General features: G+C 40.0%; 14 protein-coding genes. 10 read left to right on the plus strand and 4 right to left on the minus strand.

Annotated features, from left to right (window positions below; genetic code table 11):
* Nucleotides 1-69: 69 nt before the first annotated feature.
* Nucleotides 70-342 (minus strand): oxidative damage protection protein, encoded by a 273-nt coding sequence (locus PP2015_RS14055; protein ID WP_058030911.1) that lies wholly within the window; start codon nucleotides 340-342, stop codon nucleotides 70-72.
* A 40-nt stretch (nucleotides 343-382) separates the two neighbouring features.
* Nucleotides 383-1,441: an A/G-specific adenine glycosylase gene (gene mutY, locus PP2015_RS14060; protein ID WP_058030912.1), complete on the minus strand. Its 1,059-nt coding sequence runs from the start codon at nucleotides 1,439-1,441 to the stop codon at nucleotides 383-385.
* A 125-nt stretch (nucleotides 1,442-1,566) separates the two neighbouring features.
* Between mutY and trmB the strand changes: the two genes are divergently transcribed.
* The 5 genes from trmB to arcA all read left to right on the plus strand — a co-directional run bounded on the left by trmB (nucleotide 1,567) and on the right by arcA (nucleotide 6,769).
* A complete protein-coding gene (gene trmB / locus PP2015_RS14065; RefSeq protein ID WP_058030913.1) occupies nucleotides 1,567-2,292 on the plus strand; it encodes a tRNA (guanosine(46)-N7)-methyltransferase TrmB in 726 nt (241 codons plus the stop codon).
* A gap of 169 nt (nucleotides 2,293-2,461) precedes the next feature.
* Nucleotides 2,462-3,499, plus strand: coding sequence for a methyltransferase (locus PP2015_RS14070; RefSeq protein ID WP_058030914.1), 1,038 nt, complete (start codon nucleotides 2,462-2,464; stop codon nucleotides 3,497-3,499).
* Nucleotides 3,500-3,810: 311 nt separating this feature from the next.
* Entirely contained in the window at nucleotides 3,811-5,433 is a 1,623-nt protein-coding gene (locus PP2015_RS14075; RefSeq protein ID WP_058030915.1) for a sensor histidine kinase, read from the plus strand.
* Nucleotides 5,430-5,945 carry a YfiR family protein gene (locus PP2015_RS14080; protein ID WP_058030916.1) on the plus strand — a complete coding sequence of 172 codons (516 nt, stop codon included), beginning with the start codon at nucleotides 5,430-5,432 and terminating at the stop codon, nucleotides 5,943-5,945. The genes PP2015_RS14075 and PP2015_RS14080 overlap by 4 nt, the downstream gene beginning before the upstream one ends.
* Before the next feature lie 107 nt (nucleotides 5,946-6,052).
* Nucleotides 6,053-6,769, plus strand: a complete 717-nt coding sequence (gene arcA / locus PP2015_RS14085; RefSeq protein WP_058030917.1) for a two-component system response regulator ArcA — start codon at nucleotides 6,053-6,055, stop codon at nucleotides 6,767-6,769.
* 330 nt (nucleotides 6,770-7,099) lie between these two features.
* Here arcA and arcB read toward each other — a convergent pair whose 3' ends face one another.
* On the minus strand, nucleotides 7,100-9,424 hold the full coding sequence (gene arcB, locus PP2015_RS14090) for an aerobic respiration two-component sensor histidine kinase ArcB (protein WP_058030918.1): 2,325 nt from the start codon (nucleotides 9,422-9,424) through the stop codon (nucleotides 7,100-7,102).
* Nucleotides 9,425-9,633: 209 nt separating this feature from the next.
* Between arcB and folE2 the strand changes: the two genes are divergently transcribed.
* The 4 genes from folE2 to PP2015_RS14110 all read left to right on the plus strand — a co-directional run bounded on the left by folE2 (nucleotide 9,634) and on the right by PP2015_RS14110 (nucleotide 13,075).
* Entirely contained in the window at nucleotides 9,634-10,554 is a 921-nt protein-coding gene (gene folE2, locus PP2015_RS14095) for a GTP cyclohydrolase FolE2 (protein WP_058030919.1), read from the plus strand.
* A gap of 75 nt (nucleotides 10,555-10,629) precedes the next feature.
* On the plus strand, nucleotides 10,630-11,226 hold the full coding sequence (locus PP2015_RS14100; RefSeq protein WP_058030920.1) for a DUF2726 domain-containing protein: 597 nt from the start codon (nucleotides 10,630-10,632) through the stop codon (nucleotides 11,224-11,226).
* Nucleotides 11,227-11,402: 176 nt separating this feature from the next.
* A complete protein-coding gene (gene mtnN, locus PP2015_RS14105; RefSeq protein ID WP_058030921.1) occupies nucleotides 11,403-12,110 on the plus strand; it encodes a 5'-methylthioadenosine/S-adenosylhomocysteine nucleosidase in 708 nt (235 codons plus the stop codon).
* Nucleotides 12,110-13,075, plus strand: coding sequence for a cobalamin biosynthesis protein CobD/CbiB (locus PP2015_RS14110; protein WP_058030922.1), 966 nt, complete (start codon nucleotides 12,110-12,112; stop codon nucleotides 13,073-13,075). The genes mtnN and PP2015_RS14110 overlap by 1 nt, the downstream gene beginning before the upstream one ends.
* A 75-nt stretch (nucleotides 13,076-13,150) precedes the next feature.
* On the opposite strand, the gene tyrS is transcribed toward PP2015_RS14110, so the two are convergent.
* A complete protein-coding gene (gene tyrS, locus PP2015_RS14115) occupies nucleotides 13,151-14,350 on the minus strand; it encodes a tyrosine--tRNA ligase (protein ID WP_058031654.1) in 1,200 nt (399 codons plus the stop codon).
* A 149-nt stretch (nucleotides 14,351-14,499) separates the two neighbouring features.
* Between tyrS and PP2015_RS14120 the strand changes: the two genes are divergently transcribed.
* On the plus strand, nucleotides 14,500-15,834 hold the full coding sequence (locus PP2015_RS14120; protein ID WP_058030923.1) for a peptidoglycan DD-metalloendopeptidase family protein: 1,335 nt from the start codon (nucleotides 14,500-14,502) through the stop codon (nucleotides 15,832-15,834).
* Nucleotides 15,835-15,877 lie beyond the last annotated feature (43 nt).

Raw genomic sequence — 15,877 nt, forward strand, 5'->3', positions numbered from 1 at the left:
AGACACAAATAAAAGCCCCGCAAACTAGAGTTTGCGGGGCTTTTTAAATTTAGATAAAAATTAAGAAGATTATTTCTCAGGTGGACGATAGCCTTCGATTTCTACTTCTTTACCCTCAAATAAGAAACCGACCATTTGCTCTTCTAGCAACTGACGGTGATCTGGATCCATCATGTTTAGGTGCTTTTCATTGATCAGCATAGTTTGTTTATGCTGCCACTGTTGCCAAGCTTCTTTAGAGATATTATTGAAAATCTTTTCACCCACTTCACCAGGGTAAAGTTGAAAAGCAAGGCCTTCAGCCTCTTTTTGTAATTTCTGACAAAACACTGTGCGTGCCATAGTTCATCACCTAATTAAATGCTCGATTAATGACGTTAGTCTACCCCATTGTGCCTAGGAGTTTAACTAACTTTTTCGTTGGTGCTGCAAGCCCAACTTCTGGATGCTCTGTCAAATCAAACCAGATAAGCGGATTGTCATGAACACAATCTGGAATAGTATCTAACTTCAAAATTTGCGGATGTATCGTCAGTTCAAAATGCGTAAAAATATGCACAAACGATTCTAGAGATTGTATTTTTCCGTTTAACCCCTGCTGAGCAATAAAGGTCTCTACTTCTTGTAATGACTCAAACTCAAAGAAGCCAAACAATCCGCCCCAAATGCCCGAGCTTGGGCGCTTTTCCATAAGCACCTTGTTATCTGCGTTAATTATCAAATGATACGCCTGCTTTTTTGGCTTTTCTTTCTTCGGTTTAGAGTTAGGGAAAGCTTTAACTTGGTTGTTTGCATAAGCTTGGCACTGACTCACTAACGGACACGCTTCGCAGTTGAAATTACTGCGCGAGCAAAGGCTAGCACCTAAATCCATCATGGCTTGGTTAAACTCAGTGACATTGTCTTTTGGCGTGATGGTATCGCTTAAGGACCAAAGTAAGTTTTCTACTTTTTTAACCCCATACCAGCCTTCAACCATAAAGAATCGAGCTAGGACACGCTTTACATTACCATCTAAAATCGGATGCGGCTGACCTAGTGAAAGCGACAAAATCGCGCCAGCGGTCGAGCGCCCTATCCCAGGTAAGTCAACAACTTGTTCAAAGGTTTCAGGAAACTTACCCGCATATTGATCACGCACAATTTTCGCGGTCTTGTGCAAATTACGTGCTCGGGCGTAATAACCCAACCCCGTCCAGTGATGCAAAACTTCATCTTCTGGTGCATCCGCTAAATCGACAATCGTCGGAAAGCGCGCCATAAAACGCTCAAAATAAGGGATCACAGTAACAACTTGTGTTTGCTGCAACATCACTTCAGACACCCATACCTTGTAAGGCGTTTTGCCCAATTGCCAGGGTAAGGTCTTACGACCATGAAGGTGGTACCACTCTACTACTTGCTCGGCAAACCATTTGGCTTGCTGTTTTGAAACCTGCATATCACCACGACTATGATTACTTTACTCGGCGCACAGTGTAGAGGGCTTTTATATCCAGTCAAGTATTGTACTTCAGCCTTGGAATAGGGATAATATGCGCCCATTTTTACAGCACAGAATTGATTATGAACGAATCGAGTAAAGCCAATTTAGAAGAAGCTCTAAATGAAGGTAAATACATCCGCAAAGTCCGTAGTTTTGTAAAGCGCGAAGGCCGTTTAACAAAAGGACAAGCTGCTGCCATTGAAAAATGTTGGTCAAGCATGGGCTTAGAGCATAGCCAAGGCTTACTAGATTTCTCTCAAGTATTCGGCAACGACAACGACGTAGTACTTGAAATCGGTTTTGGCATGGGTAAGTCGTTAGTTGAAATGGCAAAGAACGCACCGCATTTAAACTTCATCGGTATTGAAGTGCACCGCCCAGGTGTTGGTGCATGCTTAATGGAAGCCGACGAAGCCGGTTTAACGAACCTGCGTGTATTTGAACATGACGCTGTTGAAGTGCTTGCTGATTGCATCGCTGATGGCAGCCTAACAACAATGCAGTTATTCTTCCCTGATCCTTGGCACAAGAAGCGCCACCACAAGCGCCGTATTGTGCAGCCAGAGTTTGTTGAGAGCCTTCGCCAAAAGCTAAGAGTTGGCGGCGTGTTCCACATGGCTACTGACTGGGAAAACTACGCTGAGCATATGCTAGAAGTAATGACTGCAGCACCTGGTTACGAAAATATCTCTGAGACACAAGATTATGTGCCTCGTCCAGACAATCGTCCACTGACTAAGTTTGAGCAGCGCGGCCATCGTCTAGGTCACGGCGTTTGGGACTTAATGTTCAAACGTAGCAACTAAAAGTAAATTCTAATTTTTAGGATTAATGTTTAGTTAGTTAAAAGAGCCTGATGGCTCTTTTAACTTAGTGGTATCACGTTAATACCTCTCCTCAGTAATTCTTAATGAACAGGATTGGTATAATTTTGCCTTTGTGCAAAATTAAGTAGAGATTTTAAATAGAGTATTTATGAGTCGATTAGCAAATCCAAGTTTATTGCTTCTTCGCAACGAAGAAGAACTGACAGGCGAACGCATTTTAGTGATTAACACCATGCGTGACGGCTTTCTTCGCGAATTAAAGCAATTAAACCCAAATAGCGATATTCACGCTTTTAGCTATAATGTTGCTGATCATCAAGACTCACAAAAACACAAAGGCATCACGAGTCATGTTTCCCATAGTTTGCCTGTTCTGGAAGAACTCGATTTAGTTATCTATTACTACCCGAAGTCAAAGCCTGAAGCTTTGATGATGCTCGATAATATCCGAGCTATCGCTTCATCGAAAACACGTATATTAATTGTTGGAGACAACAAAGGCGGTGTTAAATCTGCTGAAAAGCAATTTAAACCTTTTGCAGGTGAATTTTATAAATTAGAAAGCGCAAAGCACTGCGTGCTATTCGAATTTGCTGACTTAACCTTATTAGATGGTTTTGATATCAGCAGCTACCAAACCACATTCACTGTGAGTGTCAACGACCAAAGCTTCGAAGTAGCAAGCGTGCCAGGGGTTTTCAATCACGGAAAACTGGATGATGGTACTCGTCTATTGCTCGAGCAAATTGCCGTGCCTTATAAAGGCAAAGTGCTAGATTTTGGCTGTGGTGCTGGGATTATCGCCACTTACCTAGGACTAAAAACACCAGAATTGAGACTGAACTGTTTAGATGTTAGCGCTTTGGCTGTATATGCTACCGAACAGACGCTAAAACTAAACAACCTCGAAGGCAATGTGATTTTGAGTGATGGTATGCAAGCTGTGTCTGGTCAGTTTGATTTAATCATCAGTAACCCGCCATTCCACACGGGTATTTCAACAGATTACCAAATTGCTGAAGACTTTTTAGCGCTTTCTAAGCAATTCTTAAAACCTAAAGGCAAGCTCACCATAGTTGCTAATAGCTTTTTAAAATATCAGCCAATCTTAGAAGCACAGTTTGGCGAATATGAAACCATTGCGAAAAATAATAAATTTGCGGTGTATCACGCACAAAAATCGTAAACTGCTCTCACAGAAGGTCATTCTGTAAAAATTTAAATATGAATGGCCTTTTAAGCTTCTCAAGCAGCTTAAGTTTTATCAAACATGCTAAATTAATATTTCTAAGAACAAAGAATGAATTAATTCAAACTTAGAGAAAAATAGCATAAGCTCCATCGCAATTTTTAGTTATTTTTATTTTTTCCCTTTGCTACACTAAGTTTATTAAAGTTATAAATAACGTTTTATTTTTGTAAACTTTTCAAAAATTTGAAGTTTATGTCTACTACTCAAACCGTATTGGTAAGCATGTAGGTTGCAAAGGCTAGCGAATGGCTAAACAAATAACAAAAACAAGCATTAGAAAGGTATTGATCAGCGCAGTTATGCTCGTAACAGCTCTATGCCTATCGCTGTCTATTTCTATTTCTACTTACCTTGACGTTAAAGAACAAAAACAATTGATTATTAACAAGCTTGATATGATAGCCGATATCATTGCTTTTAATGCGCAAATCACGCTAATTTTCGAAGACAGAAAAACCGAAGAAAAACGCCTTAAATCATTCAGTAAAGTTGAACTTGTCAAAAACATACACATTTACGACATAGACGACGTCACTAAGAAACCAGTGTTCTTTACCAGCTATAACGCCAGTAAAACCCCTCCCGTGCCTTTAAAAGTGGGTAGCATTGAAGAGCTAAAACAACCTCGAATTACTGACAACTATATTGAATTAATAAAACCAGTCGAATATGAGGGTAAAATCGAGGGTTACGTCTACATCAGAGGATCTTTAGAGAGACTAAATAAATATATCAACAATAAAATACTAGTTGATATATTACTGACCTTATTTGTTCTTTTGTTAGTTCTACTAGTCGCCCGCAACATTCAAAGGCGAATAGCAACGCCTATTGAAGACTTATCTTTACTGCTGCAGGATGTATCTAAAAACCACAATTACAATACTCGAGCTGCAAGCAGCCATATTGAAGAGTTAAATACCCTTTCAAATAACCTCAATATCATGCTTTCACGTACGCAAAATCAAATAGAACGTCACGAAGCTGATAAACAAGAAATTAATCAGCTGAACCAAAGCCTGGAAGAAAAAGTAAATCAAAGAACCATAGCCCTTCGTGAAGCAAACCAAGAACTGCTCAACACTTTAGAACGCATGCACCAATATCAAAACCAGATTGTAGAAAGTGAAAAAATGGCATCTCTAGGTCAAATGGTAGCGGGGGTTGCGCATGAAGTTAATACGCCAATTGGCCTTGGCGTAACTGGTTCAACGCTTCTAAGAGATAAGCTTGCTGATATACAAGCCGCATTCGAACAAAAAACGCTCACATCCAAACAATTAGAAAGGTTTATAAACGATGGGGTTGAGAACCTTGACCTTATCTACAGAAATTTAAACCGAGCAGCAGATCTCATCTCAAACTTCAAACGTGTAGCTGTTAGTCAAGATACAGAGATTAGCGCCGAAGTTAACGTTAAGTCTCTACTTAGCAATATACTCATGGCGATGAATGCTGAGATTTCAATTAAATCGCCAGATATTGAATTAAGTCTACCTGAAAACCTAACCATTTCGAGTAAAACAGGCCCGTTACAACAGATATTTGAACAACTTATATCAAATTCCCTTATCCACGGTTTTGAAAGTGAAAACGACAATCAAATAAAGATTGGTGCTGAAAGTAGCGGAAACAATTTAGAGATTACTTATATAGATAATGGCTGCGGTGTACCAACTTCTATTAAAAAGAGAATATTTGACCCATTTGTTACTACCAAACGCGGTGAAGGTGGAAGCGGTTTAGGTATGCACCTAGTTTATAATCTTGTGACTCAAGCCCTAGATGGCTCTATTACTTTAGATGAAGATTATAGCGACGGTACTCGATTTATTATTTCTTTACCTCTGGGCGAATTAACATCATGAGGTATTGGTTAACTCTTTCTCTGTTAATCTCCTCTTTTGGTGTTATAGGTAAAACACCAGAGCAGATCCGCTCTGCTTTTTTATATCAAATGGCCAATTTTATTGAATTTCCATCAATGAGCGATGCAGGCATTCGCTTCTGTTTTTATGATCTAAAATCAGGACCAGGAGCCATATTAAATAAGAATAAAAGCCTAAAAATAAAAGGGTTACCAATAAGCATTAAAAAAGTAGAAAAAAACACCAAAATTTTGGAACTTTCCAGTCAATGTGAAATCACATACTTTGATGGAGCTCTTAGCAATGATATACTGCTCGCTTATGACAAGAATACGCCCCTAGATATGTTAATGGTTAGTGATAACTTAAGTTTTTTAGATAATGAAGGAATGGCGGCGCTTGTTCAGGAGGGCAATAAAATCAGGCTTTACGTTAATAAGCAACAGATTGCAAAACATAACTTTAAAGTGCTTTCTCGGTTACTTGCCGTAGCAAAGTTTCACCCTAACTGATTTTACTTGTTAACATTTAGATATACTCCTATAATCTTAAATATTCGGTTTTTTCTTCTAGTACCGAATAAAATGTAAATAACATATTCCTAAAAGGTTAAATGATAATGCAAACGCCAGTCATTCTGATTGTTGAGGATGAAGACGTAACTCGCTTGAACCTCGTTAGTTTATTTGAGGCAGAAGGTTACAAAGTAATTGAAGCCATTGATGGCGATGATATGCACGACAAGCTAACGACTCATGATGATGTCAATCTGGTAATTATGGATATTAATTTACCAGGCAAGAATGGCTTAATTTTAGCTCGCGAACTTCGCCAAAAGAAAAATGTAGGTCTTATTTTCTTAACTGGCCGTGACAACGATGTCGATCGCATTCTTGGTTTAGAAATTGGTGCTGATGATTACATCACGAAACCATTCAACCCAAGAGAATTAACTATCCGTGCTCGTAATTTGATTTCTCGTACAGGTAACAACCCTGAAGATTCTGCGATTGAAAGCAGTGGTGTAATCACTTTCAATGGTTGGGAGCTTGATGAGAATAGCCGTTGTCTGACATCACCTGCAGGCGAAGCTAAACGCTTACCTAAAGGTGAGTACCGTGCACTTCGTTTAATGCTAGACTCTCCAGGTCGTATTTTCAGCCGTGAGCAGTTAATTAAACACATGACAGGTCGTGAGCTTCGCGCAAATGATAGAACGGTAGACGTCACGATTCGTCGTATTCGTAAGCACTTTGAGAGTGATACAAATACCTCTGAACTAATTAGCACCATTCACGGTGAAGGTTACCGCTTCATCGGTAAGATTGATAGCTAACTTTAATTGATTAGTTCATACTTGTAAAAAAGGGCCTTCAGGCCCTTTTTTAATGTCTAAAACTCATTGTTTTAAACCAATGAACTTTAATATTAACTCTAAATAATACTTAATCATTTTGAGAGACTAAAACTGACGCTAGCTTCTTTTAATATTTATTATGTAGAACAACAAAATAGCAAAAGTTTCACCTTACCTGCTTAGATTTAGATACCTTTGCGCTAGCAAAACACGTAAGCGGTGACACCGACAAGTTTTCCTAACCCCATAATAGATGATCACTTAATTGAAGGGGTTGGTATAACAGTTTATTCCTAAGCTAAGGTAGCTCTACCCGTTCCAACTATCAACAACCGTTTTAAGCTCTATTTGCCCAGCTTCTAACAAGCCATATAATTGATCTAGCCAATCCTGTGCAATCTTAGGTTCAACCTCTGATACTTCTTTTTCCATCTTTTTAGCGTGCTCTTGAACCTGCTTCAAACCAACAGAGCCCGATGCGCCTTTGAGTTTATGTGCTACAGAGCTGTATTCATCAAAGTCACTGTTATCAATAGACTGCTGTAATTCTTCACAATACTTCGGGCTTAACTTAGCAAATAAGTCAGAGCTTCGTTTAAATGCTTCAACACCCATTGAATCGATAAAATCACAGATAGTTTCCATTTCTAATAAGATGAATTCAGCTTGTTTATCAGCACAATTGGCTTTAGTTTCTATGAGTTTAGGCTTAGTCGCTCTAGCATTAATACCAAATAACTCTGCCAGCATTTTATCAAGCTTAATCGTATTGATTGGCTTTGCTAGTGCACCTTGAATGCTGATCCCTTCAAGCTCTTCTTCTGCACTACGAACATTAGCTGTTAAAGCAACGATAGGTAATTTATCGAAATGACTATCTGCTCTAATCTCCCGAGCAACTTCATCACCATTAATATCTGGCAATTGCATATCGAGTAAGACCAAATCCAGATCATCCTCAGTTGCAACAAACGAAAGGGCATCTTCACCAGTTTCGGCCCAAATGACTTCATGCCCTCGCTGCTCAAGTAAGTTGGTCGCGATTTCTGCATTCAGAGGCACATCTTCTACTAACAGAATGTAAAGGCTACGGCCAGCATAGCTTTGCTCTTTAGGCGCGGCGGTCAGGGTTAGTGGAATTTCAACCTCAAAACGACTTCCTTGACCAACAATACTGCTCACTTCAATACTGCCCTGCATTGCTTCAACTAGCGCCTTTGTCACAGCCAGCCCAATACCAGAACCTATGGCATTCGAACCATTGGCACTTGGTGCTTTATAATACATTTCGAAAATTCGAGCGAGTTGATCTTGTGCAATACCTGAGCCCGTGTCGGTAATGCTCATAACGAGCCACACTTCACCATCACGATTTTCCCGCTTACAATCCAGTGTCACACTGCCCCTGTGGGTGAATTTAACCGCATTATTAATTAAATTCCACAGAACTTGTCTTAACCGAGTCGGGTCTAGCGAGGCATAGACATCTAGGATCCCTTGCCTGTTAATATTGAACTCTAGCCCCTTTTGCTCCGCGATAAGTCCTGCAAAGTTCACCACATCATTTATAAAATCAGAGACATTGATACTGTCGGCTGCAATGTCTAACTGCTCTCGGTCAATTTTATCGAGATCAATAATGTCATTGAAGATGTTACCTAAGGTTTCAGCACTAGAGAAAATGGTATTACACCAGCTCTTTTGTTGCTTACTCAGCTCAGTGTCTAACATCATACGAGTTAAGCCAACAATGCCATTTAGTGGCGTACGAAGCTCATGACTCAAAGTTGCAATGAACTTGCCTTTATCTTTATAAGCCGTTTCAAGCTCCTGCTCTGCCTCTTTACGAGATGTAATATCACGGCCGAACGCAAGTAAACCAATATACTCGCCCTGCTCATTGATAAATGGCAGTTTACGCATCTCAAACCAGCGGTTTTCATCATTAACTGGATACTCTACATCTAACGTGAGTGCTTGATGCGTTTTTGCGACTTGCTCATCAGTCTTAAGCACTTCTGGAATATAGCTTTCAGGGTAAATATCAAAAACACTTTTACCAATAAGCTCATTGCTGCTCTTACCCATGACTTTTTCAAACATCTTGTTGCAGCCAGCAAAGACCCCTTCTTCGTCACGGTAATAAAACAAATCAGGAGAAGAGTCGACAATTGATCGAAGTAGCATACTTTGCTGCGCCAGTTCTAACTGCGTTTTTTTACGCTCAGCGATTTCTCGACGTAATTCTTCAATGGCTCGGTGCTTAGCATGTAAGGCGATTTTACGCTCGTCGATTTCGCTGTTTAGACGGGTAATATTGTCTTTTAAACTCTGATTTAGAAGTTTTTCTTGTTGAGTGGCAGTATCCAAATAGACTCTAGAAGCCTCAAGCTCTTTAAGCGCTTGAATGCAAATAACCAGTAATGCAGGAGAGGTAACAGCAGCAAAAAACATAATTGCTAATACATCAACAATGACAATCTCGCCTAACGCCACATAGTAAAACATACATGACAAAATTAATGAGGCGAGTAATATCAGGGAATAACACAGCACTCCAGCTTGTTTTTCACCATATTTATTAATCACATTGGCAAGGACTTTTAGCCATGATCCAAATGAAGAATCTATCATATTAATCAATTTGCTCCGTTAACTGTTTCATTATACGCAAGCAAGTGATTAATCCCAAAGCATTAAAAGTCCAAAAAGCCATAATAGACGTATAATGTTCTTAACAGTTCTCAATAAACGCGCTAATTGATAATGCGAACATATACGCATTCAAGCGCTAAATAGTGTAATATGCGCGACTCAAAAATGTCGTGAAAAAGAGGGTTAACATGCAGACTACAATGCCAGATATTGCTCATTCAGCCGATGCACTTCAAACCGGTAAATTAGATTGGGTAGGAATGGGTAACATCGAGCTACCTTTAATGCTTGCAACCAAGGACTTACCTGAACAGCCTGTAACGGCAAAAGCAGACGCATTTGTAAACCTGCATAAAGAAGACGCAAAAGGCATTCACATGTCTCGTTTATTCTTAGCCCTAGATACGCTATCTTGTGAGCAAGCCTTGTCGCCAAATACACTAAAGCAACTGCTCGACGAATTTGTAACGACACACCAAGACATCAGCGATGCGGCAAAAGTCGTCATCAATTTTGAACTGCCGTTGCGACGACCTTCTCTATTAAGCAAAAAACAAGGTTGGAAAAGCTACCCGGTTAGCATTACTGCCTCACTGGTTAACCAAACATTTTCTATAGAGCTGGCATTAGATGTTACCTACTCTTCTACTTGCCCTTGCTCTGCAGCGTTAGCGCGTCAACTTATTCAAGACGCTTTCGCAGCAAAGTTTAAAGATAAAGACATTTCTCACGAAGAAGTGCATGCATGGCTTGGCACTACCGAGGGAGTACTGGCAACACCGCATTCGCAACGTAGTATTTCAAACATTAAGATTAAACTTGATGATAACTGTCAAGAATTCGACATTGTAGGGTTAGTCAACTTAGTTGAAGATGAACTTAAAACCCCCGTTCAAGCGGCAGTGAAACGTGAAGATGAGCAAGAGTTCGCTCGTTTGAACGGCCAAAACCTTATGTTCTGTGAAGATGCGGCAAGAAAGCTTAAAGCACTGTTCGAAAACGCAGGGTTTGCCGACTACTATATCAAGATTAATCACTACGAATCTCTACATGCTCACGACGCAGTGGCCTATGCATTCAAAGGCTTACCTGGCGGTTATTCAGCTTAATCTAGCTTTCACTCCACAATTGGCAAGAACTTTGCTTATAAACATCAAAGTCAAATTGTTGTTGTGGAGTGTTATATGGAGTTCGCTTTATTATTAGTTTTTGCATTGGTAGCTGGCGCCTCGATCGTCATTGCAAAATATACCGATGTAGGTGGCAATCCATACCCTTTCAATCGTAAAGAATCTGTCTTCAGTACTGTTGAGGCCACTTTCCTCAGTCTACTAGAACGTGCAGTTGGCGATAAATTTAAGATTGTCAGCCGTGTCAAGTTGATTGATTTAATCGAGTGTAAGCCCGGCTTGTCAAAAAAAGCGCGCAGAGCAGCGTTGGCAAAGGCTAAAAATAAACAACTCGATTACGTACTCATTGATAAAACCACACTAAACATTGTTGCAGCTGTTGATCTTGTCAATAATTCGAACAAGAGTGGCCATAAAGCGCAAAAAGATTGGTTTGTTAATGGTGCTTTAGAGTCAGCGAATATTCCACATATTCGTATGAAAGTAAAAACAGGCTATAAAGCCAATGAAGTACGCAGCGCCATCTTGTATAAAATTGGTCAACAACCGCAACCAGTTCGCAAACCCAGAACTCGAACTGAGAAGCCAGCAGTACTTTCACCCTCGCAAGCAAAGGCACATTCAACGCAAACCCAGCTTGCTGAAATTTAAAAGTTTCCATATGTCACATAAGCCCTTTGAATATTCAAAGGGCTTTTTTCTTTATAAATGGACGCTTTGCAATCAATACTATGATGATAAAGCTTTATATAATCACTGATATGAACAAGTTTTTTATAAAAGTGCGATAGGCTATACTAGCGGAAATTTTTTGAGGAATAGAAATCATGAAAGTAGGTATTATCGGTGCAATGGAGCCTGAAGTTGCAATTTTGCGTGAGGCTTTACAAAACAAAGAAGAACTAACCAAAGGCGGCTTCACTTTTTACACTGGTGAGCTTGCGGGTCATACTGTTACTTTAGTTCAATCTGGCATTGGTAAAGTGGCAGCAACCGTTGCGACAACACTTTTAATTGATAATTTTAACCCAGATTGTGTCATTAATACCGGCTCTGCTGGCGGTTTTGATCCTGAATTAAATGTCGGTGATGTGGTTATTTCTGATGAAGTGCGTCACCACGATGTAGATGTGACTGCTTTTGGCTACGAGATTGGTCAGGTACCACAAATGCCGGCAGGCTTTGCGGCACATGCGGCATTAATTGAAGCAGCCAAAGCAAGTGTTGCTATTCTTGAAGACACACAAACAAAAGTTGGTCTAATTTGTACTGGTGACTCTTTTATGTGTGATCCTGTTCGCATTGACAAAACGCGTCAAGATTTCCCATCAATGTTAGCTGTAGAAATGGAAGGCGCTGCAATTGCTCAGGCATGTCATGTACTGCATACGCCATTTGTTGTGATCCGCTCACTATCTGATATTGCAGGTAAAGAGTCTCCACAATCTTTTGAAGAATACCTAGAAGTTGCTTCTGTAAATTCTTCTAAACTAGTGACAGAACTACTTGAGCAGCTAAACAACACTAGCTTGTAATGTTAGAGACTCAGCAATTTGAGGCTTTTCAAAGCCTCATTATTTTTATCTGCGCACTGGCAGCGGCGCACGTGTTACCGCTGCTCAATAGCTACAACCCAATCACTTTCTTTTCGCTTATTTTTGAACGTATAGGCGTTCGGGTCTTTAAGCCCAAAAGAAGTAGCTCATTACAAAAAATAGCCGGTACCTTAGGCTTCTTTCTTCCCATTTTTACCATTGTACTTATTGCGGTGCTGATCAGTCAGTTTGCATTTTATCCAGCTTGGCTTGGGGGCTTAGTGCTCTATTTTTGTTTAGATACCCGCGTATTACAAAGAGCCAAACGCATAGCAGCGCTACTACAACAAAAACAAAAAGCAACCGCGAGACAACTGTTAGCGCAAAACGTAGTCCGTGAAGTCAATGAGCTATCGAGTATAGGTATTGCTAAAGCCTGCATAGATAGCACAGCGTTAAGAACAGTTCGACATTACTACCTTGTGATCTTCTTTTATTTATTACTCGGCCCCATCGCGGCATTTTCTTTTAAATTACTGCTGATATGCGATCATGCTTGGCGAAAGCGCGTTCCACCTAATAGCGCATTTATAAAACCACTACAGACAGCCATTTTTTATATTGAATTTTTACCGCTTAGAGGCTTTATATTTTTATTGGCATTGTTTTTACAAGGTAAGAAAACTTTTCATTACTTCAAACATTATGCAAGGCACTGCTATCAAACGAACACTGGTTGGATCTTATCTCTATTTGCCGCAAATCTATCAATCCAGTTAGGCGGCCCGTGTAAATATCAAGGTGAGCGCTTTGCGAAAATGCGTATTGGCGCTGAACGTCACCCTGAGCCAGAAGATATAAAGCAGTGTTTAACATTTTTAGAAAGAATTAAGTGGTTTACTTTCTCTTTAATCGCACTGATATGGCTTTTAGATTGGTTTATTGATCTTTATTTAAATACTTAGATAAATAAGCATGAAAAACAAACACAAAAAAAGCTGGTTTATAACCAGCTTTTTAATATTTGAAATAACGAGTGTTTAGCTTACTGTCACTTTTGCAAACTTACGCTTACCAACTTGGTAAATCTGTGTAGAGCCTTTCTCAATCACAAGCTTACTATCAGTCACTTTCTCTTCACCGTTTAACTTAACGGCGCCTTGCTTGATCATACGCATGGCTTCTGAAGTACTAGCTACAAGACCCGCTTCTTTAAGCAGCTGAGAGATCATCGTAGAGTCTTCATCAATTGTGATAGTCACTTCCGGGATCTCATCAGGTAAAGCATTCTTTTGGAAACGCTTAATGAAATCTTGATGCGCAGCTTCAGCATCGCCTTCGCTGTGGAAGCGTGCGATCATTTCTTTGGCAAAATCAATTTTAATGTCACGCGGGTTACGACCATTTGCAACTTCTTGCTTAAGTCCCTCAATTTCTTCAATTGAAAGTGCACTTAATAATTCGTAATAACGCCACATTAATTCATCTGAAATTGACATGACTTTACCAAACATGTCGTTTGGTGCATCAGTAATACCAATATAGTTGCCTAATGACTTAGACATTTTTTGAACGCCATCTGTACCTTCAAGTAACGGCATCATTAATACTGTTTGTGGCTTCTGACCTTCATCTTTTTGCAGCTCACGACCCATTAGTAGGTTAAAGCGCTGATCAGTACCACCTAGCTCTACATCGGCTTCGAGTGCAACAGAATCCCAACCTTGAACTAAAGGATATAAGAACTCATGAATTGCAATCGCTTGACCGCCAGCATAACGCTTTTTAAAGTCATCACGCTCTAGCATACGGGCAACCGTTTGGCGTGCAGCTAGTTTGATCATACCTGCACTGCCTAATTGTTCCATCCAAGTAGAGTTAAATGCCACTGTGGTTTTGGCAGGATCTAGAATTTTGAAAACTTGTTCTTTATATGTTTCAGCATTTGCTAGCACGTCTTCACGTGTTAATGGTTTACGAGTGACGTTTTTACCCGTTGGGTCACCAATCATGCCGGTGAAATCACCAATTAAGAAAATAACCTCATGACCTAAGTCTTGGAAGGTTTTCATTTTATTAATTAGAACAGTGTGACCTAAATGCAAATCTGGTGCTGTTGGATCGAAACCCGCTTTAATTTTTAGCTTTTTACCAGATTTCAATCTTTCCTTTAATTCATCTTCAATAAGAATCTCTTCTGCACCGCGCTTAATCTCGGCTAATGCAGTTTCAAAGTCCACCATTCGTCGCTCCAAAATATACAGTTTATCGCACGATTCTAGCCTATATTCAGATCAGTTTAAATGCACAAAACACTGGTATTCACGCTTTATTGCGTATATCCTGCAATATTATTACCGATTTATCTTGACAGCAGAAAAGGCGCGTTATGGTTCACGTTGTTCATAAGCTTCCTAAAAAACACAAACTGCTTATTCTTACCTGCATTTCTGTCATGCTGATAATTGCTTTATGGCCGTCAGAAAAGGCAACTGCATCAAGAGACAGTGACAAAAAAGCGCTCGAAGTTGGCAAGCGTTACGAATTACCCGTAAAAGTTTCTGAAAATGAAGAGCAGCTTACAACTTTAAGTGCCCCCGCAGAAGTTCAAGCGCCAGAAAAAGCCACAATTGATATCCTTGAATTCAACGATTTTGAAGTAAAACATGGCGACAGCCTTGCGGTACTTTTCAAACGTGCAGGTTTTTCAGCACAAACTCTACATAAACTAGTTAACACCAATGCTGAAACACGCAAACTGACTAAAATCCATCCTGGTGAAGTGTTGAGTTTTGCAAAAAATACCGAAGGTGAGTTAACCCACCTTAAATATGTGCTTTCAAAAACAGACACTTTGCTGGTGTCTTTAGATGAAGAACAAAAATACCAAACAGCGATTCACAGCAAAGAAATCGAAACAGTCAATCAAAGCGCTGGCGGTAAAATAAAGTCAAGCTTCTGGACCGCAGGTATTTCGGCAGGCTTGTCTGAACGTCAAATTATGAACTTTGCAGACATCTTTGGTTGGGATATCGATTTTGCCAATGACATTCGCAAAGACGATACATTTTCTTTGGTTTACGAGACCCATTATGTCGATGGTGAGCTGATCGGAAATGGTAAAATCATCGCCGCTGAGTTTATCAACCAAGGTGAACGTTTTAGCGCAATTCGTCACACCGACGGTAATTTCTACACACCTGAAGGTCGCAGTATGCGTAAAGCCTTCTTGCGCGCCCCAGTCAACTTTAAATATATCAGCTCAAACTTTAACCCACGTCGTAAACACCCGGTTACTGGTTTAGTAAGACCACACAGAGGCATTGATTACGCTGCACGCGTTGGTACACCAGTAGTTTCTGCAGGTAATGGTAAAGTAACTAAGTCTGGATACAATAAGCTCAATGGTAACTATGTGTTTATCCAGCATGGCAGTCAGTATGTCACTAAGTACCTGCATCTGAATAAACGTATGGTTAAAACGGGCCAGAAGGTAAAACAGGGCCAAAAAATTGGTACTGTTGGTGCAACAGGCCGAGTAACTGGTGCGCATTTACACTATGAGTTTTTAGTGAATGGGGTTCACCGCAACCCGAAAACTGTAAAACTACCTAAGTCTGAACCGCTACCGAGAACCGAGCTCGCTAAGTTCAAACCAGTTGCCAAAGACTTACTTGCCCAACTAGAGCGCTCAAGAGAGCTTAGGTTAGCACTGAATAACTAAGTTTAAGTAACTTATCAAATTAAAAAAGCAGCGCTGTAGCTGC

The organism is Pseudoalteromonas phenolica (assembly GCF_001444405.1).
Lineage (GTDB): Bacteria > Pseudomonadota > Gammaproteobacteria > Enterobacterales > Alteromonadaceae > Pseudoalteromonas > Pseudoalteromonas phenolica.